Genomic DNA, 24,853 nt, shown 5'->3' with positions numbered 1-24,853 from the left:
CTACACTTTCTCTTTTACAGCTTCGCCAAACAGTCCTTCCGGCTTGAAGAGAAGCACGAGAATTAAAATACTGAACGCAAACACGTCTTTGTACTCTGCACCAAAGGCTCCGTTGGTCAATGGCCCCATAAAGGCACCGGACAGGGATTCCAGAAGACCGAGGAGTACGCCACCGATCATCGCACCACGCAGGTTTCCAATCCCACCGAGTACGGCAGCCGTAAATGCTTTCAAACCGAGAATAAAACCGATATACGGATCGATCGTCCCGTAGTTTTGCGCAAACAGCACACCTGTCGCGCCACCCAGGCTAGATCCAATCAAAAACGTAAGCATGATTACTTTATTTACATTTATGGTCATCAGCGAAGCCGTACTCTGGTCTTGTGCGACGGCGCGCATGGCGATTCCCCACTTTGTTTTATTCACAAACAACGTCAATGCAATCATCATGACGATCGCAATTACAATTACGATCAAGCCTTTTGTTGGAATCGTAGCAATACTTCCTAATGGAATCGAACCTGTAAAAAGAGCGGGACTGTTCAGATAAAACTCGTTACGAGCAAGTGCTTCTGTAAAACGTACAAGGTCCTGCAGCAAAAACGATACGCCAATCGCCGAAATCAACGGCACAAGACGAGGTGCTCCGCGCAATGGTCGATAGGCAACCCTCTCAATTCCTACCCCCAAAGCACCAGTTAATACCATGGCAATTATGAGTGTTATGAAAAGTGCGACAAATGGATTCATACCTTCAAGTGCCCCTAGCGCATCAGAGATCAATAATACCTCTGTACCGATAAAGGCTCCGACCATAAAAATGTCTCCATGGGCAAAGTTGATAATTTCCAAAATCCCGTAAACCATTGTGTAGCCTAATGCTACGACTGCGTACATAAATCCAAGTGTCAATCCGTCAACCAACACCTGAGGCAAAATATTGATCATGCTTTCCCATCCCTCATTTCTCTTGTAGATCTTGTACAAATTTTCTGCATTCATTCCGTTGATTGGACGTGTTTTTCTCGTGGAAAAGGGGCCAACACCGACGTGCAGCCCCCTATCCTGATATGAGGCATGGGAGTGTGTGCGCGTTGTGTGGTGTGATTACTCGGCCTTGCCTACGAAAATGGATTTGTCCTTGTCATACTTGTAAATGAATACATCTGCATTTGTGTTGTCACCTTTTTCATCAAAGGTAACCTTGGTGAATTGACCCTGAAAATCTTTGGTTTTGTGGACTGCATCTAGGACTTGCTCGCGGGTTGGTTTTTTGCCTCCGTTCGCTTTGGCAGCTTCCAAGACACCATTGAGGATGACGTTCATGGAGTCGAATCCGTAGACGGAATAGGTTTCCAGAGGCTTGCTTGTGGTTTTTTTGTACTCTTCAGCCCATTTCTTGCCCTCTTCGGTTTGCGTTACGTCCCCTGCTACTGACGTAAAGACAACACCTTCGACGGCATCACCGGCTATTTTTATCATATCAGAAGAATCCAAACCGTCGCCACCCATAAAATATCCCTTGAATCCTTTTTCACGAGCTTGCTTGATCAAAATTCCACCTTCTGGGTAAAGACCGCCGAAAAAGATGATGTCCGGGTTTTTCACCGTTACCTGGTTCAGTACCGCACTGTAGTCCTTCTCGCCCTGGGTAATGCCCTCGAAGCCAAGGATTTGGACTCCATCCTTTTCAAATTGCAGCTTCACTTGATCGCTCAGACCTTGGCCGTATGCTGTCTTATCATGGATAATATAGGCCGTTTTTACACCGAGTGTATTTTTCGCATAAAGAGCAGCCTTTGGTCCTTGCGCGTCATCGCGAGCACAGATTCGATGGACGGTTTTCTTGCCTTCCTCCGTGAGCTTCACCCCTGTATTTGCTGGGGATACCATGACCAGCTTACCTTCCTCGTACTTCACAGACGATGGAATCGCAACACCTGTGTTATAGTGCCCAACTACACCGTACACATCGGGATCAGAGATAAGCATCTCTGCATTGGATACCCCAATTTTCGGGTCGCCTTGATCATCCTGAGGGAAGAGCTGGAGATCAAAGCCGAGTTTTTTGAACTCTTCTTTGCGCTGTTCGAGAGCGTAACCTGCGCCAGTCTTAATCGCATCTCCCACAGCGGAATTGCTCCCAGACAGAGGGGATTGTGTGGCAATTTTGATGAGGCCACCCTCGGTCGTTCCGCCACCACTGTTGCCTGGAGCTGGTTGGCTTTGCCCCCCGCTTGCGTTACTTCCGCCGCTTGAATTACTGTTTCCTGCGCAACCTGTTAACGCCATACTCGCAGCCAATACCGCAGATAAAACCCCGACATAAGAACGCTTTTTCATTCAGAATGAAGCCCCCTTTTATCATTCTTTGTTCTCGTTACCCAGTTCATCTACCTCGCTAGCCAGGTTGCGACTTTCAAAAACTATGAATCTCGGGGACAAAGATAAATGAGACTTGGATGTTTTTATTTTAAAATAAATCTGATAATTTACAAGAAGTAAAATATATTTTATATACATATATCATTGATGCACAAACGATCGATGATCGTTTGTGTGTTCAGTTTTATGAAAAATGTCGAGACATTTTTCATAAAAAAAATCCCTCATGATAGAGGGACTGACGGGACGATGATTTGACCGCTTTTGATGTCTACAATCCCTTTCGCCGTAAGCCGCGCATAGGGTAAGTGGGTAGCTGTAAAAAACAAAAGAGAGTAGATAGGATCGAGATGGACATGACCTTTGGAACGTAGCTGATTTACCAAATTTTGACCCATGCTGATCACTTCCTCCATTGGCGCAGACGTGAATTTTCCAGCAAGAGGCAATGGGCATTCGCAAATCATTTTTCCATCATCTATCAAGACGACTCCGCCCTTTATTTCCCGAACACGCTCCAGCGCTTGCGCCATTGCTTGGGGATCACGTCCGATTACGATCCAATCGCCAGACGCTGAATAGGTGCTAGCCAGCCCTTCGAGATGCTCACCGAAGCCGCGCAGGACTGCCAGTGTTCGATTGCCGCCAGTCGCATCGATAGTGGCAATCAACGCCAACTGTGGATCTTGTTGTAAAGATACATATCCATCCTTGTCAACGGGCATGTCCTCTAGCGAAAACCGCGTGATAACGGCATTCAGCATCTGTAGTATAGGGGCCTTGCCGTCTTCATCTGGCCGCAGGCGGAACCAATCAGGATGTGCCTGTTTTTTCAAGGGATCATTCAAACGTAACGAAGCTTCTTCCCATTGTGGCTGAACGGTTGGGACGAGCAAGGTTCCCTTTTCTGCCGCCAGTTGTCCATTCGCAATCACGATTAATGGTGTCGGTTGATCCTTTGCCGTCAACAGTAGCATATCCGCGATTCGGCCCGGCGTAATTCCTCCGATCTCTGCGTCCAGCCCATAATAGACAGCCGGGTTTAGCGACGCCATAACATACGCTTCCTCTGGCGGCATCCCTACTTCGATGGCCACACGAATTGTACTATCCATGAACCCGTCGCGGTGCATAGGCGGCGTACTTCCATCGGATGTCAGCATCATGCGTGATGACCATGGCACCCCGAGCGCAAGCCACCCTTTCACCAGCTCTGGCAGATCAGGGCGAATGGAGGAATGGCGCAGTGTCGCATACATTCCTAGACGGATGCGAGACAGCAAATCGGCTGCATTAATGGCCTCGTGACAAGCAGTAACCCCTGCCGCTGCCGCAATGTTCAATGTCTCGTAAGAAGCTCCCGGATGATGCCCCTCCATCTTTTTGCCTATATCCCGCGTATGCTTCAAACCAAAAAGCAGCGTTTCATCCTCCTGTAAAACACCGCTCCAATTGGTCAACTCCCCTCCCTGGATCACGCGTGGATGCTCCAGCATTCGCGCCAAGCTTTCTTTGGTGAACGCTGGATGAGCTTTCCCTGTCTGCGGATCGAGTCTGCCCCAGAAAAATTGCTTCACCGGATGTGCTGCCAGAGAATCCATAATCGCTGCCGTTTGCGAAAAGGGCAGATGCATGAGCATTAACGAGTCCGACACCATTCCAGTTGTTCCCGTTTGCAGAGCAAAGTCAGCCAACGTGTAAGGGTTATACCATTGAAACGGATGCGCGTGAGGCTCGATGTATCCCGGCACGAGATATTGCCCAGACGCCTCGATGATCACGGTCTGTTCATTGACCAACGGCTCTTTTTCACCTACATAAGCAATGCGTTCTCCTGCCACTACGACGTGATGCTCTTGCCATTCTTTTGTATACACATTGAGAACACTTGCGCCTTTTATCCAGATGCTGGCGGGTGCCTGGCGTCTGCTCACGCGAATCATGTTCAAGTATTCACGATCTGATATGGCTCGTATGCGCATCATTTCTTCTCTCCTTGCTGGTCTGCTCTCTACAGCTTCGCTACCCATAAATCTTTCCCCTGCCAGCTTGGTGATGGTAGTAACAATTCCCACGGGTGTCTTGTCGCCCTTCATCACAGACTACGAAATAGAAGTAATTGCGACAGGAGGACAACACTCATGCATAAAAACGTAGGTAGAACTGATGCCATAATTCGCATGACTGGCGGTCTGTTAGGCTTGGCATACGGCATCGGAAGAATGAGCCGTCGCCCAAACAACGCTCCATGGCTACTCATGGCTTTTTCAGCAATGAAAGTAGCAGAAGGGGCTACGCGCTTTTGTCCGATGTATGCAGCGATGGGCATCAATACGACAAAAGGGAATGGCATGCAGGGCATGATGGATCAGCTCAAGAAAAAAGGTGTGCAGATGGCGGTCAATCAGTTCACGCGCTCCATGAGTATTGCGCCCATCAAAGGCTCGAACAATAGCCAAGATGATGCAAGCAACACTTCAGCGACAACGAATAAGGCAAACATACAGTATTCTGCAAGCCCGCAAAGATCAGCGAACCAGGAAAAACAACCAATCGACAATCAGCAAAACGCGAAGCTTACCCCCGAGGATCAACTTCTCGAAAAGGCCGCACGGGAGTTCATCTCTTTTCGTTCTCAAGAAAATAACAACAGCAGCACTCGCAATCCCACGTACAGGTAAGAACAGGAGGCACTGCATATGCTTGTCGGCTCCCAGATGTATGAGTGGATGTCACATAACTTCTTTGTTATTGCCATGATCATTGGCGTCATCGGCGTGATGGGATATTACTTCTTTCGAACGTCGAGAAGAAAAGGAAGATATCGTCAGTAAAGGAGAAGCAACCAACCGCCTGTCATCGGGCGGTTTTTCCATTTACATAATTACTTGTTATGCATATAATTGTCATTGCAAGTATTTTCGAGCGAAAGAGGGTCATTCTCCTGATCGATCATTGGCAAAAAGAACCGGTTGGATTTCTCATTGGAAATACATACCGGAGAATGATTCATTATGTTTCCCTTTTTTTAAAGGAGTTTGATTTGACCACGGAGCAGTTTGCCGTCCTTTATCGGCTACGAGAAGAAGAGGGCATCAATCAAAAAGAACTGGCCCAGCGCTCGGCCAAGGATCAGCCTTCCATGACACGCATTTTAGACACACTCGCCAAAAAAGGCTTGATTGAAAAGACACTGAGCCAACAAGACCGCAGGGCCTACATCATTACCCTTTCCCCGAAAGGACGGGAATGGATTGAACTAGCGATTCCCATAGAGGCTCGTGCCGTTGCAGACATATTGGAAGGGATCTCTCCCGAAAAGCTGGCCTTCTTGCGGGAAATCTTGCTTGCGATTAACGAGAACATCAATAGAAAAACAACAGACTAGGAGTGACAACATTGGGAGAGAGTAGAGAGAGACTGTGGACGAGAGATTTTGTCCTGTTAACTGTATGCAATTTGTTGTTGTTTCTCACTGTTCAAATGCAGACCCCTACATTTCCTGCCTATGTGAAGGAAACGTATCAGGCCAATGATTTTGTTGTCAGTCTGGTCATTAGCTTGTTTTCACTTGCAGCAGTGATCGCAAGGGTGTATACAGGGGAAGCGTTGAAAACGAAAAACAGTAAGATCTTGGCGATCGCAGCGCTTGGATTCGTCGCGATTTTTAGCGCGGGCTATTACTGGGCGGGAAGCATTGTTTTCTTTCTTATGCTGCGAATCTTGGTTGGCATCGGCTTTGGGATGGGCAGCACGACGTTTCCGACGATTGTCTCCAATGTGATCCCTGCCAAACGGATCGGCGAAGGCATGGGGTATTTCGGCTTATCGACCAGCTTGGCTATGGCGCTCGGTCCGATGATTGGACTTGGTCTATTGAATTGGTTTGGATTCGGATCGATGCTCATGGTTCTTGTGCTGCTGGTTGCTATTATTTTTCCGTTGATGCATTTCATTCGTGCGTATGATCGACTTCCTGTGTCGTCTGGAAATACGCCCTCCGTCACAGGCATTCGCCGGTTTTATGATAAAAAGCTGCTACTCCCAGCTGGACTGAATTTTTGTCTGTCCATTACGTATGGCGGGATTCTCAGCTTTTTGGCCCTATACGGAAAAGAAGCCCACATTGAGAATGTCGGCTGGTTTTTCCTTACGAATGCATTGGCGATGGTGTTGATTCGTCCTTTTTCCGGCAAGCTATATGATCGCAAAGGGCATATCGCTGTCCTGCCTCCCGGTGCGATCTTCGTCGGGGTCAGCCTCTTGCTCCTATCCTTGACGACGACAGAGTCCTTGCTGCTCGTCTCTGCTGCCTTCTACGGGCTTGGCTATGGTATGATTCAACCATCGATCCAGGCATGGATGGTGAAGGTCGTCACACCTGAGCAACGCGGCATGGCGAACGGACTGTTCTTTAATTCCATCGATCTGGGTATCGCGGTCGGCTCTGTGCTCCTGGGTGTCATCGCGACACACTCGAGCTACTCTGTCATGTACCGCTGGTCGGCAGCGTGCTTGCTGCTGTTCCTCATCGTTTATTTCCTCTCACAGCTGGCTGCGGCAAAAGCGAAAAAAGCGGCGATTGCGAGTGAGAACGTTGGGATGTAGTAACCAAAAAAGCTGTTCCTTAAGTAGAAATTTCTACAGAAGGAACAGCTTTCACTATTTTATCCCTTTTGCTGATACTTCATCGCTCGTGCCGCAATATCCGTGCGATACTGCGCCCCGTCAAACGAGATCCCTTGCACCTTCGCATATGCTGTCTCACGCGCTTGAGCCAAATCCGCTCCTGTTGCCACGACGCCAAGCACACGGCCACCGCTCGTAACGATTCCTTCCTCGGTTTCCTTCGTACCTGCGTGAAACACCGTAGCTCCCTCGTTTGCCTGACCCAGTCTGTGAATCAACGCACCCTTTGGATAATCTCCCGGATAACCTGGCGCTGCCATGACGACACAGACAGCACTTCCTTTTTGCCACGTCACATCGACTGCATCGAGCTCGCCATTGACTGTTCCGACAAAAATATCGAGCAAATCTGTTTCGAGCAACGGCAAGAGCACCTGTGTCTCTGGATCGCCAAAACGCGCATTGAACTCCACGACTTTCGGGCCTTGCTCCGTAATCATCAGACCTGTGTAGAGAATGCCTTTGAACGGAATGCCATCCTTGGCCATTCCTGACGCCATCGGCTGGACAATCGTTTTGACGATCTCGTCTACCAGTTCAGTAGACATTTGCGGTACCGGGGCGTATGTTCCCATGCCGCCTGTATTGGGGCCTCGGTCATCATTGAAAATTCGCTTATGATCCTGGGAGGTAATCATCGGCTTTACCGTCTCTCCATCGACGAAAGACAGCAGCGACAGCTCTTCGCCGAACATGCACTCCTCAATGACCACGCGCGCTCCCGCTTCACCAAAGACGCTTTCCTGCATGATCTGACGGAGTGCCTCTTCTGCTTCCTCCACCGTTTCTGCGACGACGACCCCTTTCCCCGCTGCCAAGCCGTCCGCTTTGACAACGATAGGAGCACCCTGTTCTCTTACGTACGCACTCGCCGATTCGTAATCCAGGAACGATTCATAGGCAGACGTCGGAATCTCGTAGCGTTTCATTAAACTTTTCGCAAAAGACTTGCTGCCCTCGATCATGGCCGCTTTTTGGCTCGGGCCATAGATCGGCAGATTGCGCTCCTGGAAAAATTCCACAATACCCGCCAGCAGCGGATCTTCCGGGCCAACGACAGTCAGATCAATTCCCTCATCTTTGACGAATTGAACCAGTGCAGCAAAATCAAAAACGCCAATCGGCACGTTTTGTGCAATTTGAGCGGTTCCCCCATTTCCTGGGGCACAGTATACCTTGGTCACTTTGGAGCTCTGCAACAGCTTCCAGGCAATCGTATGTTCTCGACCGCCGCCACCAACCACTAATATTTTCATCGTATTTCCTCCTGTGTGAGAGGTGATCCACTCTTTAGTACGTGTTAAAAAAGGCGAACGTTACTTTGAATAACCTCTCCTAGTGTTTGAAATGACGAGTGCCGGTAAAGATCATCGTAATGCCCGCTCGGTTACAAGCATCAATCGATTCTTGGTCGCGAATGGAGCCACCTGGCTGGATGATAGCGGTAATCCCTGCTTTGGCTGCTGCTTCCACGGTATCTCCCATCGGGAAAAACGCATCCGAGGCCATTACTGCGCCACTTGCCAATGCACCTGCCTGCTCGATGGCGATTTTCGCTGCCCCAACGCGGTTCATCTGACCTGCACCCACGCCGATAGTCATATTGTCTTTTGCCAAGAGAATCGCATTCGATTTCACGTGCTTGACGACCTTCCAGGCGAATTTCAGCTGTGCCAGTTCCTCTTCCGAAGGCTTACGGTCTGTGACCACTTGAATCTCGCTTTCTTCCAGCTGCTTGTAGTCGAAGTCTTGAATGAGCGCCCCGCCTGCAACAGGAGCCACGCGGAACAGATTGTCCACTTTTTTGGCTGGTTCATTCAGTGCAGGAATACGCAAGAGACGCAGGTTCTTTTTCTCAGCCAGGACAGCCAACGCCTCTTCGGTGAAGTCAGGGGCAATGATAATCTCCAAGAAAATCTCTTTCATCGCGAGTGCAGTATCACGGTCGATCGAGCGGTTCGCTGCCACGATACCACCGAAAATAGAGACAGGGTCTGCTTCGTACGCTTTTTGGTAAGCGGCGCGAATATCAGTGCCGATCCCTACTCCACAAGGATTGGAGTGCTTGATCGCAACGACTGCAGGTTCAGCGAATTCACGTACAATTGCCAACGCTGCATCTGCGTCATTGATATTGTTATAGGAAAGCTCTTTTCCTTGCAGTTGAGTAGCATTCCCGATGCTCAACTGATCCGATAACGGCTCACGGTAAAATGCTGCACGTTGATGTGGATTTTCTCCATAGCGTAAATCCTGTGCTTTCTCGTAAGTCACCGTGTAGCTCTCTGGCAACAGCTCGCCCACCTGCTCACTCAAATAGCGAGAGATTAAAGCATCATAGGCAGCAGTATGACGGAACACTTTTGCAGCCAGCTTGCGGCGGGTTTCTAGCGTAGTATCGCCATTTGCTTCAATTTCTTCTGCTACTTTTTCATAATCGGCTGCATCGACCACTACACTGACGAACGCGTGATTTTTCGCAGCAGAACGCAGCATCGTTGGTCCACCAATATCAATATTCTCAATGGCATCTTCATATGTCACGTCTGGCTTCGCTATCGTTCCCTTGAAAGGATAAAGGTTTACGACAACCAGATCAATGGTTTCAATCCCAAGGTCTTTTAGTTGCTGCACATGCGCTTCACTGTCCCTTACAGCCAAGAGGCCGCTGTGGATATTGGGATGCAACGTTTTGACGCGACCGTCCAAAATTTCTGGAAATCCAGTCACTTCAGAAATGCCAATGACGGGAACTCCTTCTGCTTTTAAGAGAGAAGCCGTACCCCCGGTAGAGATGATCTGTACCCCGGCGGCTACCAATCGACGGGCAAACGGAATCAATCCTGTCTTGTCAGAAACGCTGATCAACGCTTTTTTCACACTCACGGATAGAACCTCCTGACTTTTAGTGAAAACATGAGAAACTATTGACCAAAACACGAACAATACTTACATATTATAAAATAATTGTACGTTTTTATCAATAGCTTCGTCAGGAAAACAAACGCAGCCGCCCATGCCTGTTCGGCACTCGCGACTGCATACACCTACATTTCCTTTGATGAAATTATCGTTTTTTCTTGCCTTTTCCTGATAGCTTTTTGATGCGATTCGACAGCGCGACTGGTTTGCTTTTGGCAGTCGCCCTGATTGGCTTGATTGGCTTGATCGGCTTCTTCGACTTGCGGCTTCTCGCCTTTACTTCTTTGGGCATTAAGTTCCCTAACTCTTCCATGGAGATGGAATTGCCGTCCTTTACGCGATCCCTGACGCGCTCTTTCGTCTCCTCTGGCACTTCGAATCCCATGTTTCCCAGCTCATCGAGCAGCGCATCTACGTTGGCTCCGCCCTTCGGCATTTTTTCCGCGAGTTTCATAATATCGTTAAGCGTCCATTGCCGCCCTGTTTTTTGGCTTAGCTTATCGAGCAAGTTCGAAACAAAATCTTCGCTCAAGTCGGCCCCTCCCTTTGTGGGAATATCCCTCTCTTACTGTATGTCACGAGAACCGATTTGGTTTGTCACGATTCGCGGAGGATGGAAAGCTGCCCAAATATTGACAATGATTTTCACTTTCATTAACATGAATGATACCAACAAAATCCAACAGTCCGGGGGCCCCCATGAACTTTATTCGAAATTCTCTGTTTTCTCCGCCTGTTGACGGTTCTTTGGGTGCTTTGTCGTCCTCTACCCTTCATGAAACTCTTTTACAACCGATCTTGGAGCATATGGAAGCAGGGGTGACCGTTTACGGGCTTGACGGCCATGTCCTTTTTTTCAACAAAGCTGCCAAACAATTCGGCATGTCCGAATCGATAAATATGCACGAGCAAACATACGGCTCTTCTACCTTTTATCATCCAGACGGCATTACTCCTGTAGCTTTTGGGGAGTTGCCGTCTGTTCGAGTATTACGCGGGGAAATCGTCAATGGCCAGGAAATATGGACACAGCCGAGTGGAAAAGCCGTATCGATTCTCGTAGCCAACGGGAAGCTCCTCACCCAATCATCTGGCGAGCCCGTTGGTGCCCTGATCGTCACACACGATATTACGGAGCGCAAATGGGCTGAGCAACGGCTGGAGGTTAGCGAACAGCGCTACAAATCACTGTTTGAGCACAACCCGGACCTCGTGTGCTGGCTTGATCTGGCAGGCAGGTTTTTGAATCTGAATCCGGCGTTTGAAGTCGTGACAGGCTACAGCCTGATCGATCTTCGCAACCAGTCCTTTCAACAGTTGATGGACAGAGAAGGCGTCAAGCGCGTCCTCTCGCTATCACGTCATGCACAAAAAGGCGCATCCGATAATTACGATCTTTCTGTGTTTCATAAAAATGGAGCGCGAATTGAGCTCAACGCCACCGTCATCCCTATCGTCGTAAACGAGACTAATGTCGGTTATTTTGTCATTGCCAAAGATATTACCAAGCGCAAAGAAACCGAGAGAGTGATTCACTACCTTGCCTACCATGATACGCTGACGGGATTGCCCAATCGCTCCTTATTCCAAAGCAAGCTGGAAGATTCGCTCGTCCATGCCTCTGTCCAAGCACAGCCGCTAGCGATCCTGTTTCTGGATCTGGATCGCTTCAAATACATTAACGATACACTCGGCCATTCCACCGGGGATAGTCTGCTTACGCAAATTGCCAACCGTTTGCGGGACAGCGTCGGTCCTCATGATACCGTTTGCCGTCTAGGCGGGGACGAATTTACGATCATCCTTCCAGGAATGGCTCACGAGGAAGCGATGCATTTTGCTGAAAAACTCATGCAAAAGCTCATCTTTCCGATCTTTTTGGGCAACCAAAGTTTTGTTGTTACTACCAGTATGGGCATCAGTCTCTTCCCTCAAGATGGGACAGACGCTGAGACCTTGATAAAAAATGCAGATACAGCGATGTACCAAGCCAAAGAACACGGTCGAAACAACTTTCAGTTTTTTTTCCCCGAAATGAATATCGCTCTCGCCAAAAAAATGATGCTGGAAGCCGGTCTTCGAACAGCATTGGATAACAACGAGTTTCAGCTGCATTACCAGCCGCAGTACGATCATGAAAAGATTGTCGGCCTGGAAGCCTTGATTCGTTGGCAGCATCCTGTATACGGAATCGTGTCCCCTCTTGATTTCATTCCCCTAGCCGAGGAGACAGGCTTGATCAACCCAATTGGTCAATGGGTACTGGAAAAAGCCTGCCAACAATGCATGGAGTGGCAGCAACAAGGCTTGCCACCTGTACGTCTCGCCGTAAACTTGTCCATGCGCCAGTTGCAAGACAAGCATCTGGTGACAATGGTCCAGCAAACGTTGCAGAAGACAGGGCTTTCCCCTGCTTACCTTGAACTTGAAATTACCGAGAGTATTGCCATGCATCGACTCGATACAGTCATCCCGCGTCTTCAGGCACTTCAAGACATGGGGATTCATATTTCCATCGATGATTTCGGGACTGGCTATAGCTCCTTAAGCTGCTTGCAGTCACTCCCCATCAACTCTTTGAAAATAGATCAGTCTTTCATGCGTAACATGTCCACCAACACATCGAATACTTCCATCGTGTCTGCGATTGCTGCCATGGCGCATAGCTTGAGCCTTTCTCTAGTAGCTGAGGGCGTAGAGACAGAAGCGCAGCTGGAATTTTTACGCTCGCTTGGCTGCAGCACTTTTCAAGGCTATTATTTCAGCAAACCCATTTCGGCAACGGAATGTGAATGGTTGTTAGCAAACAACGCAGCAAAAATAGGGTGAGTCGATCACAGTTAGAAGCCGACACCGTATGAGAGAACATGAATAACATGCATGTAGGACGAGAAAACATGATTGACAAATACTGGTGAAAGGAATACGAAGACAAAGTCAATCATTCATCCTCGTTAGGTGAGGCTCCTATACAAACATAGGCCACTGCCCGGAAATATCGAAAGATGCCAATGGGTAGAACAGGAACTGCCGAACTAAGGCTTTTCTTAAGGTGGCTAAGGAATGTTTCCTTTACGTTGTATAGTGTCAAAGCTCTGATAGGGGGAGAAAAAGTGGTGTTATTTTGTGCACTTTTCTAACCCTCTAGATTCCCGCTAGAGGGTCTTTTATTTCGAAAGGGGGGAACGTTTTTATGGACAGTAGTCCAAGTTGCCGAATGAATAACTGCAATCATGATTGTGTACGGAGGATTTTCCGGCCTTGTGGCGCTGCTGCATGTTCCCCATACCTTATTTGACATTCTCCTTTTTTATGGGACGAGTGTATCTAAGTATGTTTATGTAGGCATGCTTGCGCAACATGGTCGTATTCCTCCGATCCTTTATATGCGAAAGGATGAGAAAACCATGTTGAACATTTACAAAACGAATGCCATGGGAAAAATAGAAGTACTAGATCAATTTGAAAAAGGCTGCTGGATCCATCTGACCGATCCTTCTGAGCAAGAAAAGCAACAAGTCGTCAGGGAGTTGGCGATTGACCTTGATTTTTTGCAGGACGCCCTGGATGACGAAGAAATAGGGCGAATCGACAAGGACGGAAACCGCGTGATGCTTTACGTGGACATCCCGATCTCCACGAAGGAAGGGACGAAGGACAACTATACGACGGTTCCACTGGGAATCATGGTGATGGAAGATTATATCTTAACCGTTTGTCTGGTAGAAACGGCTGTCATGAATGAGTTCGTCCAAGGGAAAGTGAAAAACTTTCACACGCATATGAGTAACCGGTTCGTCCTGCAAATTTTATCGAATACGTCGCATGATTATTTACATTACTTGAAAAAAATCAACAAGCAGACAGAAACGCTGGAAAAATCGTTGCGACAATCTACCAAAAACAATGAACTGCTCACCTTGCTTGAATTACAGAAAGGCCTCGTTTATTTTTCAACGTCCCTGGAGACGAACAGTCTGTTGATCTCCCTGCTTCGGAGCGGCAGTTATTTGAAAATGTACGAGGAAGATAAGGCACTGCTGGAAGAAGTCAAAATTGAAACGAAACAGGCCATCAAAATGACGGAGATCTATACCGCCATTTTAGGGAACATCATGAATGGCTTCGGATCTGTCATCTCCAACAATCTGAATCGCGTAGTGAAGCTGTTGACCGCCATTACCATTGTCATCACGTTACCTATGGTGATCGGCACCTTTTACGGTATGAACGTCGCGCTTCCTTTTCAGGATCATCCACACGCATTCACGATCATTATGATTATGTCCACCACCATTACGTCCGTAACAGCCCTTCTGTTTTGGAGGAAGAGATATTTTTAAAACGAAAGGCAAAAAACCGACATCATAAAAGGATGTCGGTTTTTTCTTTATCGCTCGATTTACGCCAGCTGGACAAGCCGCCCCGCAAGCTTTACTCTTTCGTCTACCAAAAGGCCAATGACCTTCACCAAAAGCTCATGCTCCACGGCATGGATGCGAGCCGCTAAAGTTTCAGCCGTATCTGCTTCTTGTACCGCTACGGATATCTGGGCAATGATCGGCCCTGTATCCAGACCAGCATCAACCAGATGTACCGTTACCCCCGTTATCTTTACCCCGTAAGCGAGTGCCTGACCAATGGCGTCTTTTCCTGGAAACGCAGGCAAAAGCGACGGATGCAGATTGATGATTTTTCCTTCGTAGGATGACAAAAGGGTCTCGCCCACCAACCGCATGTAGCCTGCCAGCACAACCAGCGATATATCGCGTTTTTGGAGCTGCGCCACTATTTCCTGCTCAAAAGCAGCCTTGTCGGCATACTCCTTCGGTTGAAAAACAAAGGTCTCGATCCCTAAACGCTCTGCGCGATCCAAAACCTTGGCACCGGGCTTGTCGCACACGAGCAAGGCAACTTCTACACCTGCGAGCTTTCCGTCCTGTACAGCCTGCACGATCGCTTCAAAGTTGGAGCCGCTGCCTGAGGCGAAAATGGCCAACTTTCTCACCATTCCACCCCGTTGTATACGACTTTGCGCTCTCCCGCTTGCATATGTCCGATCAAATACGCCTGTTCTCCCAACTCTTGCAGCTTTTCCGTAACACTCACTGCGTCTTCCGGCTTCACGACGAGCATCATGCCAATACCCATGTTGAACGTTTTGTACATATCCGGGTAAGAGATGTTACCAGCTTCTTGTACCAGCTCAAAGATCGGCAGCACCGGCCAGGAACCAACGTTGATCACAGCCTGCATTCCTTCTGGAAGCACGCGCGGAATGTTTTCAGTAAAGCCACCGCCAGTGATGTGTGCCAGAGCCTTCACTTCATGTGATTCCAGAACGGATAACACTTGCTTCACGTAAATGCGGGTTGGGGTCAGCAGCTCTTCGCCGAGCTTTTTGCCCAAAACGTCTACATGATCATGCAGGGACATGCCCTTGTCTGCCAAAAGCACCTTGCGAACAAGCGAGAAACCGTTGCTGTGCACGCCGCTAGAAGCCAGCCCGATCAGTACATCGCCTGCTGCCACTGACGCTCCCGTAATCATTTTGCTCTCGTCCACGACACCTACGGTAAAGCCTGCGATGTCGTATTCGCCTTCTGCGTACATGCCAGGCATCTCGGCAGTCTCCCCGCCAATCAGCGAGCAGCCGGACTGCGAGCAGCCTTCCGCGATCCCTTTGACAATCGCTTCGATTTTTTCCGGAATGACCTTGTCTACTGCCAGATAATCGAGGAAAAAGAGCGGCTCTGCCCCTTGAACCACAACGTCATTGACGCACATGGCGACCGCATCGATGCCAATTGTATCGTGTTTGTCCATGGCAAAAGCCAGCTTCAGCTTGGTTCCTACCCCATCTGTGCCGGAAACAAGAATGGGTTTCTCGTATTTTTTGGTATCCAGGCGAAACAGCGCTCCGAACCCGCCCAAATCAGTCATAACTTCCGGGCGGAACGTCCGCTTCACATGCTTTTTCATGCGTTCGACGGCTTCGTTGCCCGCATCAATGTCTACGCCAGCTTGTTTATATGCTTCACTCATCGTTTCTCCCCCTTGCAAGAGGTGCTTGTATTAGCATTTGAGCGCAGGTAGCGCTTCTTCGAACTCAATCTCTGTCGGATATTCTCCGTTAAAGCATGCGAGGCAGTGCCCTCTATTGGGAGCCGAATCTGTGCGGCCAATCGCATCGATCATTCCTTCAACAGACAAGAACGACAGCGAATCAGCCTCAATGATTTGACGAATTTCCTCTACTGATTTGGTCGACGCAATCAGTTCCTCACGCGACGAGGTGTCGATGCCGTAAAAACAAGAATTCATAACGGGCGGAGAGCTGATACGCACATGCACTTCTTTGGCGCCAGCTTCACGCAGCATACGGACGATCCGATTACTCGTCGTACCGCGAACAATGGAATCGTCAATCATGACGACGCGCTTGCCTTCCACTACCTTGCGAACTGCAGACAGCTTGAGATAGACAGCACGCTCGCGCAGCTCCTGACTCGGCTGAATGAAGGTGCGTCCGACATAGCGGTTTTTGATCAAGCCGATTTCATACGGAATTCCTGTCGCTTCCGCAAATCCGATAGCAGCAGAGATACTGGAATCCGGTACACCTGTGACGACATCAGCATCAATTGCGGATTCCAATGCCAGCTGCTTACCCAGACGTTTGCGTGCCATGTGGACGTTGATTCCATCGATGTCGCTGTCCGGTCGGGCAAAATAAATGTATTCAAACGTACAAATCGAACGCTGTGTTGTTTCGGTAAACTTGCTTTCGGTAATGCCATCCTTGTCGATGACGATCAGCTCGCCCGGTTGCACATCACGCCAATACTGCGCGCCAATGATATCGAACGCACAAGTCTCTGAAGCGACAGTGATCGCATCTCCGAGTCGTCCCAATGACAGCGGACGCAAGCCATTCGGATCAAGGGCGATCACGAGTTGATTCTCGTTCATGACGAGAAGCGCATACGCTCCTTTGATGTATTGCAGGGCGTCCTTTACCGCTCCCGGCAAATCCTTGCATTCAGAGCGGGCGATCAGATGCGCGATAACTTCTGTGTCACTGGTCGTCTGGAAAATGGAGCCTTTTGCTTCCAGCTCTTTTCTAAGCACGGCGGCATTCACGAGATTCCCGTTGTGGGCAACAGCCATACTGCCTTGTGCATAGCGGAAAAAGAGCGGTTGGGCATTTTCAATCTTGCTGGAGCCAGCAGTCGTATAACGGGTGTGGCCGATTGCGATATGACCGCTGAACTTCTCCAGATCGCCCTTGCCAAAAGCCTCTGACACGAGCCCCATACCGCGGTGCTTATACCATTTCTCGCCGTCGGAGGCGCAGATACCTGCGCTCTCCTGACCGCGATGTTGAAGGGCGTGCAGACCTAGATAGGTCAATTGGGATGCTTCTTTGTGGTTGTAGATGCCAAAGACTCCGCATTCTTCGTTCAATTTGTCCCAGATTACCCGATCAAACATGGAATCGCATCCTTCCAGGCTGCTTTCACCTCTTGAGTCGAAGCGTTGATCACTTCTGTACCGTTCACGTTTACTACCAGACGATCGCCGCCGACCGTACCGATGTTTAGAGCAGGTACGCCATGTTCACCTGCCAATGCGAGAATCGCCGCCGCTTGCTCCCCAGAAGCACTGAGCAAGATGCGAGATTGAGATTCACTGAACAAGAGCACGTCTGTACGCAGCTCGGACGCAAGAGCCACCTGCGCACCGAAGCCTTTGCCGAAGCAAGATTCAGCCAGCGCAACACCCAGACCGCCTTCGGACAGATCGTGTGCGGAGTTCACCAGACCTTGGCGAATCGCTGTGAGAACCAGCTTTTGCACAGCCGCTTCCTTGGTCAGATCGATTTGTGGAGGACGTCCGGAAATGCTACCCGTAGCCATCTTTTGATACTCACTGCCGCCCAGCTCAGCGAAGGTCTCGCCCAACAGGATGATCGCGTCGCCTTCGTTTTTGAAATCCTGAGTCGTAATATGGTCAACATCGGTGATCAAGCCAACCATTCCTACTGTTGGGGTTGGATAGATCGCGTCACCGCTGCGTTCATTGTAAAAGGATACGTTTCCGCCGATGACCGGAGCATCGAGTGCTACGCACGCTTCGCTCATGCCCTCGCACGATTTTTCAAATTGCCAGAACACCTCAGGCTTTTCCGGACTTCCGAAGTTCAAGCAGTCCGTAATCGCCAGCGGCTCTGCACCAGAGCAGACGACGTTGCGTGCAGATTCTGCAACTGCAATGGCACCGCCCACTTTTGGATCGAGGTACACATAGCGACCGTTGCAATCCGTACTCATCGCAAGGGCCTTGCGAGTACCGCGCACCATGACAACAGCAGCATCAGAACCAGGCTTTACAGCTGTGTTTGCACGCACGATGTGATCGTATTGCTCGTATACCCACGCTTTATTCGCCACTGTTGGCTGAGCCAGCAAGCTTTTCAGCGTTACATTCAGATCTTTCGGTTCATGGATGGCTGCTAGCACTTCTACATTCGCGTTCGCTTCGTAGTAAGCAGGCACTGCAGATGGACGATGGTACACAGGTGCGTCGTCTGCCAAGCTGTCTACTGGCACTTCGGCTACTACCTCACCTTGATGCAACAGGCGCAGCTTGCTGTCTTCCGTTACTTTACCCACGACAGCGGATGCCAAGCCCCATTTATCAAAAATCGCGATGGCTTCTGCCTCTTTACCTTTTCCAACGACGACGAGCATGCGCTCCTGTGATTCAGACAGCATCATTTCGTATGCAGACATGCCAGCTTCGCGCTGTGGCACCAGGTCCAGATTCATCTCGATCCCGTTACCTGCCTTGGACGCCATCTCGGAGCTGGAGCTCGTCAAGCCAGCCGCTCCCATGTCCTGAATCCCGACGACGATACCCGTGTCGATCAACTCCAGGCACGCTTCCAGCAGGAGCTTTTCCATGAATGGATCGCCGACTTGTACCGCCGGACGTTTTTTCTCTGACTCTTCCGTGAGCTCCTCGGATGCGAAGGTCGCCCCGTGAATACCGTCGCGCCCCGTGCTTGCACCAACGTAGATAACAGGGTTGCCGATACCGGACGCTACCCCTTTTTGAATCTTCTCGTGGTCGATCAAGCCGACGCACATGGCGTTAACAAGCGGATTGCCTTCATACGTAGGGTCGAAATTCACTTCGCCACCCACAGTCGGAATCCCAATGCAGTTCCCGTAGCCTGCGATACCTGCAACGACGTTTTCGAACAAGTATTTGACACGTGGAGACTTGAGCTCCCCGAATCGAAGCGAGTTCAGCAGCGCAATCGGACGCGCGCCCATCGAGAATACGTCACGGATGATACCTCCCACACCAGTCGCAGCACCTTGGTACGGCTCGATCGCAGATGGGTGGTTATGGCTTTCGATTTTGAAAACGACCGCCTGATTGTCCCCGATGTCGACAATGCCCGCACCTTCCCCTGGTCCTTGCAAAACGCGAGGTCCTTTTGTCGGGAAACGACGCAGAACAGGCTTGGAGTTTTTGTAGGAGCAGTGCTCCGACCACATAACGCTGTACAGACCTGTCTCCGTCCAGTTCGGCTTGCGGCCGAGAATTTCGACGACACGCTGATATTCTTCGTCAGTCAGACCGATTTCTTTGTATAGTTTTTGATCGGCAATTTGTTCGGCTGTCGGTTCTTTATGCGTTAGTTGTGACACTGTTCTGTTCCCTCCAAGTCTTCAGGATCGAGGTAAACATGCGGCGTCCGTCATCGGAAGTCATCCAAGAGTGGACGGCACGCTCCGGGTGAGGCATCATGCCGAGTACGTTTCCGCGTTCGTTGCAAATGCCCGCGATGTCTTCCAGTGAACCATTCGGATTCTCGCCATGATAGCGGAAAACGATCTGATTGTTCGCTGTGAGCTTCGCCAGCGTTTCTTCATCACAGTAGTAGTTTCCTTCGCCGTGTGCGATCGGAATTTGGATCACTTCCCCAGCCGCGTAATCACGGGTAAAGGAGGTGTCGTTGTTTTCCACACGTAATTCGGACAGCTTGCAACGGAATTTCAGTGAACGGTTACGCAAGAGAGCTCCTGGCAACAGCCCAACTTCGGTCAAGATCTGGAAGCCATTACAGATTCCCATGATCAGCTTGCCTTCTTCTGCCGCCTTCACCACTTGCTCCATGACGGGTGAAAAACGAGCGACCGCACCACAGCGCAGATAATCTCCATACGAGAATCCGCCTGGCAAAAGAATTGCATCATATTTGGAAAGATCCGTATCGGAATGCCATACGTAATCCACAGGCACTCCCATTACGTCTTCAACTGCGTTAAACAAATCAATGTCGGCATTCGAGCCTGGAAAGACGATAACGGCTACTCGCATATCACTAGCCCTCCACGATATCAAAGCGATAGTCTTCTACCACCGTATTGGCCAACAGCTTTTCGCACATTTCACGTACACGCTCTTCTGCTTGCGCACGGTCAGAAGTGTTCAATTCCAGCTCCAAGTACTTCCCGATACGCGCATTGTTTACTTCATCAAAACCCAAGGTGTGCAGAGCACCTTTTACAGCGTGTCCTTGCGGGTCCAAAACACTCTCGCGCAATGTTACATAAACAACAGCTTTAAACATGTACGTCTCCTCCTAGTCTCGTAAGCATTTCTTTGTAAGCTTCCTCCACATTGCCCAAATCGCGGCGGAAGCGGTCTTTGTCGAGCTTTTCATTCGTTACCGAATCCCAGAAACGGCATGTATCTGGGGATATTTCATCGGCGAGGAGAATCTCCCCGTCCGTTGTTTTTCCGAATTCTAGTTTGAAATCGACCAAGGTAATGTTGCGCTCGCGCAGGTAAGGCACCAGAACCTCGTTTACAGCCAGCCCCATGCGCTCAAGTGTCGCTTGGTCACTTTCGCTCGCAATCCCCAACACTTTGATATGGGAGGCATTCACCAATGGATCTCCCAGTGCGTCATCCTTATAGTAAAACTCGACAACGGGCTGCGGAAGCACAGTTCCTTCTTCCATGCCAAGACGCTTGGCCAATGAGCCTGCTGCGATATTGCGAACGACTACCTCCAAAGGGATAATCTCCACTTTGCGAACAACTTGCTCTGTGGCGGACAGCAGACGGACAAAATGGTTGTCGATGCCCCGCTCCTTCAGCATGGTGAAAAAGATTGCCGTAATGCGGTTGTTCAGCTCACCTTTTCCGGTGATTTGCGCCCGTTTCTCTCCATTGAATGCTGTTGCGTCGTCTTTGTACTCTACCCAGTACTGATCAGATAAAGATGTCCGATAAATACGTTTCGCCTTACCTTCGTAGAGTTGTTCCTGTTTTTCCACCGTAGGAGTCACCTTCCCAGTCAAAAAGGTTGAGTTTCGGTTAATTCACGAACGTTTCAACTACATTAAAACACAATCATACGCATTTATCAACGAAAAATGATGGAATACACTTCGACAAACGTTCGGGATTTACACTATATCTTTCTTCTCAACCTCACTAACATTCGCAAACTCATTATCCAAACTACCTCATATGCACATAGAGCCCGCCCACGGAGCAGGCTCTTTTCTTTTGTTTATGGTAAACTTGTCAGTGGTACAACCAATACGTGAAAGAAGGAATTTCAGATGTTTCCATTTGAAGTGTCTTTTCCTACCAAAATTTACTTTGGCATAGGCGAACTGGAACGTTTGGGTCAAGGAGCAAAATCGATGGGCCAAAAAGCATTGCTCGTCACAGGCGGCAATGCGGCCAAACGCACAGGTCTTTTGGACCGCGCCAAGGCTTTGTTGCAGGAAGCTCAAGTGGCGTATATTGTTTTTGACAAAATTGAGCCGAATCCGCGTACGGCAACGGTTGATGCCGGAGCAGCTCTTGTTCGTGAGCATCAGTGCGACTTCATCCTGGCTATCGGTGGGGGTTCCGTGATGGATGCCTCCAAAGCAATTGCGGCAGCAGCCATTTCCGGACGCCCGATTTACGATTACATGCGGGGAAATCCGAGCGGCTCTGGTCAATTGTTGGTACCCGTTCAGGAAGCACTGCCGATCATGACCGTCCCGACAGTAGCCGCTACAGGTTCGGAAGCAAACCATATCAGCGTCCTGACTCATTGGGGCACCCATGAAAAATCTTCAATCAACGGCCCAGCACTTTACCCGAAGATTGCCATTCTTGACCCGTCTATCACCTTTACCGTTCCGGCTCGCGTCACAGCGGAATCTTGCGCCGATATCTTTTCGCATCTGTTTGAAAACTATTTGATCAGCACGGAAGGAACCCACGTACAAGACGGCATTTCCGAAACTCTCATTCGCCTCGTCGTCGAGCACTCCATCACAGCGATCCAACAACCAGACAACGCAGAAGCGCGTTCCACCCTGCTGTGGGCGAGCACGTTGGGCATCAGTCCATTCGCTGCTGGCGGTCGTGGTGCTGGAATGCCTCTTCACGGAGTCGAGCATCCGCTGAGCGGGATTTATGATATGGCTCACGGTCGTGGACTGGCGATCCTGTCCTTGCCTTATTTTGAACAGGTGATTTTGCAAGACCGGCCCGAGAGACTAGCCCGTATGGGACGTCATTGCTTTGGAGTTACCGAGGAGAACGAAGCGAAAGCAGCACGAGCAACGATTGAAGCCGTTCGCCGCTGGTATGAGCGCATGGGAATTACGGAACGACTCTCTGACTTTGGCGTGACCAAACAATCGCTGGCGCAAATGGCAGAAGAAGCGGTTCGCATCGGCGGACGCGGAATCGGGTATCTGCCTAGCTCACGAAAATTGAATGAATCAGATGTAATCGCGATCTACGAGGCTTGCCTGTAAGCGAAGCATCAAACACACTGGCAAGCCTTCGTTCAGGTGTGCAATAATACAAATTAATCATTAATCAAAATTATTTTACTACGGAGGTTACTACCTATGGCAGATCCACGCATTAATGAACTGGCAAGCCGTCTCGTCCGTTACTCCCTCAATTTGCAAAAAGGCGAAAAAGTCTTGATCGAAAATACAGGCCTGCAACCTGAGCTCGTTCGTGCACTTGTGCGTGAATCGTTTGCAGTTGGGGCCCTGCCTTTGGTTACTTTGAAAGATCAAGAGATCATGCGTGCACTCTATCAAGGCACCAGCGAAGAACACATGGCCTTGATGGCAAAATACGAGTATGACCGGATGAAGGACATGGACGCATACATCGCCATCCGCGCTTACGACAACATCAACGAGTATGCCGACGTACCGGAAGACAAAATGGGCATCTACGCTCGTGTCCTGTATCAACCTGTACATACTAATGAGCGCGTTCCGAACAAACGCTGGGTTGTGCTGCGCTACCCGAACAAATCAATGGCGCAACTGTCCAAAATGAGTCTCGAGGGCTTTGAAGACTTCTACTTCTCCGTCTGCAATCTGGACTACGCGAAAATGTCCGCTGCCATGACTCCGTTGAAAGAGCTGATGGAGCGCACCGATCGCGTGCGCATCGTCGGTCCAAAAACAGACCTGCGCTTCTCTATCAAAGGAATCAATGCCATCAAATGTGACGGCAAACGCAATATCCCGGATGGCGAAGTATACACCGCTCCTGTGCGCGATTCCGTTGAAGGAACGATTTTCTACAACGCAGCATCGATCTACAACGGCATTACCTTCAATGATGTGCAGTTCACTTTCAAAGAAGGCAAGATCGTGGAAGCGACCAGCTCCAATACCAAAGCACTAAACGACATCCTCGACACAGACGAGGGCGCACGTTATATCGGAGAATTCGCGATTGGCTTCAACCCGCACATCCTCCACCCGATGCTGGACATCCTGTTTGACGAAAAAATCGCAGGCAGCTTCCACTTCACACCAGGTAATGCTTACACAGTAGCAGACAACGGCAACCGCTCCTCCATTCACTGGGACTTGGTCCAAATCCAGCGCCCTGAATACGGCGGCGGCGAAATCTGGTTTGACGATGTGCTGATCAGAAAAGACGGGCGTTTTGTGTTGCCAGAGCTGGAAGGCTTGAACCCGGAGAATTTGATTTAAAGGAAATGAATGAAAAAATGGGCTGGGGAATGAGGTTCCCTAGCCCATTTTCTATCTCTGTAAAAAGCCAACAGCTAGCTTTATACACAAAAAGGAACAGCCATTTTTGCTGTCCCAAAGTAAAATGGATTTCATCTATTCAGATTTACTTCCCATTTCTAGTTGGCTTGTCTTTTCTTCATCCACCGATTCCGCACCTTCTCGAATTTTTTCTACAACTTCTTCAGATTTGAGTTGCTTGTGCGAAGGAAGATCTAAAAATGTAGAAGCACGTTGATCGAGCCACAAGCTTTCCTCACCTTCACTATCAGTTGCAACGAAAATAAACCCACCTGAATAACTAAAGTACGTAATGTTTACATCTTTCCCGAGTGTATTTTTAATGTTCTCGTAAAGATCAAACAATTCAGGACCACTTTTTTCACCACCAGCCATGATTGGCTCTTTATCTGTTGCTATAACGATACCTTTTACTTCATCCTCTTCCATAATGAACGAAAGTTTTTCATCCGTTGAAGATAGAAGCCCTTGCATATTCGTATTGTTGTATTTACGTATTTCATCCGCTTCTGGTAAAACAGCTCCCTGAATCGAAAAGTCTGACAGGGTTACATTACTACTCGATTTGCTTAAAGGTTTGTTCTCTTGGTTACGTGCCTGTTCCATCTTTTTATATGCATTTAGTGCTTCCTTATCCCCTTGGTTAATTGCCCCAGCCCAAGTAGCCAACGATATTCCAGCAACAATTACCGTACCTATCAATGTCCATGTGTATTTATTCATAACTAACC

At 49.2% G+C, this 24,853-nt stretch carries 22 protein-coding genes and 1 riboswitch; of the genes, 8 read left to right on the top strand and 14 right to left on the bottom strand.

Annotation, left to right across the window (positions count from 1 at the left end; genetic code table 11):
• From C7R93_RS23265 to C7R93_RS23255, 3 genes are all read right to left on the bottom strand, one after another.
• A complete protein-coding gene (locus C7R93_RS23265; RefSeq protein ID WP_106841106.1) occupies window positions 1-951 on the bottom strand; it encodes a branched-chain amino acid ABC transporter permease in 951 nt (316 codons plus the stop codon).
• A 159-nt stretch (window positions 952-1,110) separates the two neighbouring features.
• The gene (locus tag C7R93_RS23260) at window positions 1,111-2,346 is read right to left on the bottom strand and encodes a branched-chain amino acid ABC transporter substrate-binding protein (protein WP_106841046.1); all 1,236 of its coding nucleotides are present in this window, start codon (window positions 2,344-2,346) and stop codon (window positions 1,111-1,113) included.
• Window positions 2,347-2,612: 266 nt separating this feature from the next.
• The gene (locus tag C7R93_RS23255) at window positions 2,613-4,370 is read right to left on the bottom strand and encodes an adenine deaminase C-terminal domain-containing protein (protein WP_106841105.1); all 1,758 of its coding nucleotides are present in this window, start codon (window positions 4,368-4,370) and stop codon (window positions 2,613-2,615) included.
• A 159-nt stretch (window positions 4,371-4,529) separates the two neighbouring features.
• Here C7R93_RS23255 and C7R93_RS23250 point away from each other — a divergent pair, with 159 nt between their 5' ends.
• From C7R93_RS23250 to C7R93_RS23240, 4 genes are all read left to right on the top strand, one after another.
• Window positions 4,530-5,069 carry a YgaP family membrane protein gene (locus tag C7R93_RS23250; protein WP_106841045.1) on the top strand — a complete coding sequence of 180 codons (540 nt, stop codon included), beginning with the start codon at window positions 4,530-4,532 and terminating at the stop codon, window positions 5,067-5,069.
• Window positions 5,070-5,087: 18 nt separating this feature from the next.
• The gene (locus tag C7R93_RS30975; protein ID WP_017249723.1) at window positions 5,088-5,222 is read left to right on the top strand and encodes an EYxxD motif small membrane protein; all 135 of its coding nucleotides are present in this window, start codon (window positions 5,088-5,090) and stop codon (window positions 5,220-5,222) included.
• A 170-nt stretch (window positions 5,223-5,392) separates the two neighbouring features.
• Complete coding sequence (locus C7R93_RS23245; protein ID WP_106841104.1) at window positions 5,393-5,776, top strand: MarR family winged helix-turn-helix transcriptional regulator; 384 nt, start codon at window positions 5,393-5,395, stop codon at window positions 5,774-5,776.
• 11 nt (window positions 5,777-5,787) lie between these two features.
• A complete protein-coding gene (locus C7R93_RS23240; protein WP_106841044.1) occupies window positions 5,788-6,996 on the top strand; it encodes an MFS transporter in 1,209 nt (402 codons plus the stop codon).
• Window positions 6,997-7,055: 59 nt separating this feature from the next.
• Here the strand turns inward: C7R93_RS23240 and purD are convergent, their stop codons facing one another.
• From purD to C7R93_RS23225, 3 genes are all read right to left on the bottom strand, one after another.
• A complete protein-coding gene (purD, locus tag C7R93_RS23235) occupies window positions 7,056-8,333 on the bottom strand; it encodes a phosphoribosylamine--glycine ligase (RefSeq protein ID WP_106841043.1) in 1,278 nt (425 codons plus the stop codon).
• A gap of 79 nt (window positions 8,334-8,412) precedes the next feature.
• A complete protein-coding gene (gene purH, locus C7R93_RS23230; RefSeq protein ID WP_106841042.1) occupies window positions 8,413-9,963 on the bottom strand; it encodes a bifunctional phosphoribosylaminoimidazolecarboxamide formyltransferase/IMP cyclohydrolase in 1,551 nt (516 codons plus the stop codon).
• Window positions 9,964-10,144: 181 nt separating this feature from the next.
• Complete coding sequence (locus C7R93_RS23225; protein WP_106841041.1) at window positions 10,145-10,531, bottom strand: hypothetical protein; 387 nt, start codon at window positions 10,529-10,531, stop codon at window positions 10,145-10,147.
• Between the two features lie 167 nt (window positions 10,532-10,698).
• Here C7R93_RS23225 and C7R93_RS23220 point away from each other — a divergent pair, with 167 nt between their 5' ends.
• Both C7R93_RS23220 and C7R93_RS23215 read left to right on the top strand, forming a co-directional pair.
• Window positions 10,699-12,828: a sensor domain-containing protein gene (locus C7R93_RS23220; protein ID WP_158264048.1), complete on the top strand. Its 2,130-nt coding sequence runs from the start codon at window positions 10,699-10,701 to the stop codon at window positions 12,826-12,828.
• Between the two features lie 114 nt (window positions 12,829-12,942).
• Window positions 12,943-13,111, top strand: a riboswitch (M-box (ykoK) riboswitch).
• Between the two features lie 295 nt (window positions 13,112-13,406).
• Window positions 13,407-14,342, top strand: coding sequence for a magnesium transporter CorA family protein (locus tag C7R93_RS23215; protein WP_106841103.1), 936 nt, complete (start codon window positions 13,407-13,409; stop codon window positions 14,340-14,342).
• A gap of 59 nt (window positions 14,343-14,401) precedes the next feature.
• Here C7R93_RS23215 and purN read toward each other — a convergent pair whose 3' ends face one another.
• From purN to purC, 7 genes are read right to left on the bottom strand one after another with little or no spacing between them, the layout of a single operon-like run.
• Window positions 14,402-15,010, bottom strand: coding sequence for a phosphoribosylglycinamide formyltransferase (purN, locus tag C7R93_RS23210; RefSeq protein WP_106841039.1), 609 nt, complete (start codon window positions 15,008-15,010; stop codon window positions 14,402-14,404).
• A complete protein-coding gene (gene purM / locus C7R93_RS23205) occupies window positions 15,004-16,044 on the bottom strand; it encodes a phosphoribosylformylglycinamidine cyclo-ligase (RefSeq protein WP_106841038.1) in 1,041 nt (346 codons plus the stop codon). Before purM ends, purN begins: the two co-directional genes overlap by 7 nt.
• Window positions 16,045-16,074: 30 nt before the next feature.
• The gene (purF, locus tag C7R93_RS23200; RefSeq protein WP_106841037.1) at window positions 16,075-17,493 is read right to left on the bottom strand and encodes an amidophosphoribosyltransferase; all 1,419 of its coding nucleotides are present in this window, start codon (window positions 17,491-17,493) and stop codon (window positions 16,075-16,077) included.
• Entirely contained in the window at window positions 17,478-19,721 is a 2,244-nt protein-coding gene (purL, locus tag C7R93_RS23195) for a phosphoribosylformylglycinamidine synthase subunit PurL (protein WP_106841036.1), read from the bottom strand. The genes purF and purL overlap by 16 nt, the downstream gene beginning before the upstream one ends.
• Window positions 19,702-20,394 (bottom strand): phosphoribosylformylglycinamidine synthase subunit PurQ, encoded by a 693-nt coding sequence (gene purQ, locus C7R93_RS23190; protein WP_106841035.1) that lies wholly within the window; start codon window positions 20,392-20,394, stop codon window positions 19,702-19,704. The genes purL and purQ overlap by 20 nt, the downstream gene beginning before the upstream one ends.
• A 4-nt stretch (window positions 20,395-20,398) precedes the next feature.
• Window positions 20,399-20,647 carry a phosphoribosylformylglycinamidine synthase subunit PurS gene (purS, locus tag C7R93_RS23185; protein ID WP_106841034.1) on the bottom strand — a complete coding sequence of 83 codons (249 nt, stop codon included), beginning with the start codon at window positions 20,645-20,647 and terminating at the stop codon, window positions 20,399-20,401.
• Window positions 20,640-21,359: a phosphoribosylaminoimidazolesuccinocarboxamide synthase gene (purC, locus tag C7R93_RS23180; RefSeq protein ID WP_106841033.1), complete on the bottom strand. Its 720-nt coding sequence runs from the start codon at window positions 21,357-21,359 to the stop codon at window positions 20,640-20,642. The genes purS and purC overlap by 8 nt, the downstream gene beginning before the upstream one ends.
• A 291-nt stretch (window positions 21,360-21,650) precedes the next feature.
• Here purC and C7R93_RS23175 point away from each other — a divergent pair, with 291 nt between their 5' ends.
• Both C7R93_RS23175 and C7R93_RS23170 read left to right on the top strand, forming a co-directional pair.
• Window positions 21,651-22,850 carry an iron-containing alcohol dehydrogenase gene (locus C7R93_RS23175; RefSeq protein WP_106841032.1) on the top strand — a complete coding sequence of 400 codons (1,200 nt, stop codon included), beginning with the start codon at window positions 21,651-21,653 and terminating at the stop codon, window positions 22,848-22,850.
• A gap of 96 nt (window positions 22,851-22,946) precedes the next feature.
• Window positions 22,947-24,062: an aminopeptidase gene (locus C7R93_RS23170; RefSeq protein ID WP_047072352.1), complete on the top strand. Its 1,116-nt coding sequence runs from the start codon at window positions 22,947-22,949 to the stop codon at window positions 24,060-24,062.
• Window positions 24,063-24,197: 135 nt separating this feature from the next.
• Here the strand turns inward: C7R93_RS23170 and C7R93_RS23165 are convergent, their stop codons facing one another.
• Window positions 24,198-24,845, bottom strand: coding sequence for a hypothetical protein (locus tag C7R93_RS23165; RefSeq protein WP_106841031.1), 648 nt, complete (start codon window positions 24,843-24,845; stop codon window positions 24,198-24,200).
• Window positions 24,846-24,853: the final 8 nt, after the last annotated feature.

Source organism: Brevibacillus fortis (assembly GCF_003013395.1).
GTDB classification, from domain to species: Bacteria; Bacillota; Bacilli; order Brevibacillales; family Brevibacillaceae; genus Brevibacillus; species Brevibacillus fortis.
This window is presented reverse-complemented; position numbering and strand designations above follow the sequence as displayed.

Excerpts from the sequence above, each read along its gene's own strand:
- C7R93_RS23265 (WP_106841106.1), bottom strand. The coding sequence starts at position 951 with ATGATCAATATTTTGCCTCAGGTGTTGGTTGACGGATTGACACTTGGA.
- C7R93_RS23260 (WP_106841046.1), bottom strand. The coding sequence starts at position 2,346 with ATGAAAAAGCGTTCTTATGTCGGGGTTTTATCTGCGGTATTGGCTGCG.
- C7R93_RS23255 (WP_106841105.1), bottom strand. The coding sequence starts at position 4,370 with ATGCGCATACGAGCCATATCAGATCGTGAATACTTGAACATGATTCGC.
- C7R93_RS23250 (WP_106841045.1), top strand. The coding sequence starts at position 4,530 with ATGCATAAAAACGTAGGTAGAACTGATGCCATAATTCGCATGACTGGC.
- C7R93_RS30975 (WP_017249723.1), top strand. The coding sequence starts at position 5,088 with ATGCTTGTCGGCTCCCAGATGTATGAGTGGATGTCACATAACTTCTTT.
- C7R93_RS23245 (WP_106841104.1), top strand. The coding sequence starts at position 5,393 with ATGATTCATTATGTTTCCCTTTTTTTAAAGGAGTTTGATTTGACCACG.
- purD (WP_106841043.1), bottom strand. The coding sequence starts at position 8,333 with ATGAAAATATTAGTGGTTGGTGGCGGCGGTCGAGAACATACGATTGCC.
- C7R93_RS23220 (WP_158264048.1), top strand. The coding sequence starts at position 10,699 with ATGAACTTTATTCGAAATTCTCTGTTTTCTCCGCCTGTTGACGGTTCT.
- C7R93_RS23215 (WP_106841103.1), top strand. The coding sequence starts at position 13,407 with ATGTTGAACATTTACAAAACGAATGCCATGGGAAAAATAGAAGTACTA.
- purN (WP_106841039.1), bottom strand. The coding sequence starts at position 15,010 with ATGGTGAGAAAGTTGGCCATTTTCGCCTCAGGCAGCGGCTCCAACTTT.
- purM (WP_106841038.1), bottom strand. The coding sequence starts at position 16,044 with ATGAGTGAAGCATATAAACAAGCTGGCGTAGACATTGATGCGGGCAAC.
- purF (WP_106841037.1), bottom strand. The coding sequence starts at position 17,493 with ATGTTTGATCGGGTAATCTGGGACAAATTGAACGAAGAATGCGGAGTC.
- purQ (WP_106841035.1), bottom strand. The coding sequence starts at position 20,394 with ATGCGAGTAGCCGTTATCGTCTTTCCAGGCTCGAATGCCGACATTGAT.
- purS (WP_106841034.1), bottom strand. The coding sequence starts at position 20,647 with ATGTTTAAAGCTGTTGTTTATGTAACATTGCGCGAGAGTGTTTTGGAC.
- C7R93_RS23175 (WP_106841032.1), top strand. The coding sequence starts at position 21,651 with ATGTTTCCATTTGAAGTGTCTTTTCCTACCAAAATTTACTTTGGCATA.
- C7R93_RS23170 (WP_047072352.1), top strand. The coding sequence starts at position 22,947 with ATGGCAGATCCACGCATTAATGAACTGGCAAGCCGTCTCGTCCGTTAC.
- C7R93_RS23165 (WP_106841031.1), bottom strand. The coding sequence starts at position 24,845 with ATGAATAAATACACATGGACATTGATAGGTACGGTAATTGTTGCTGGA.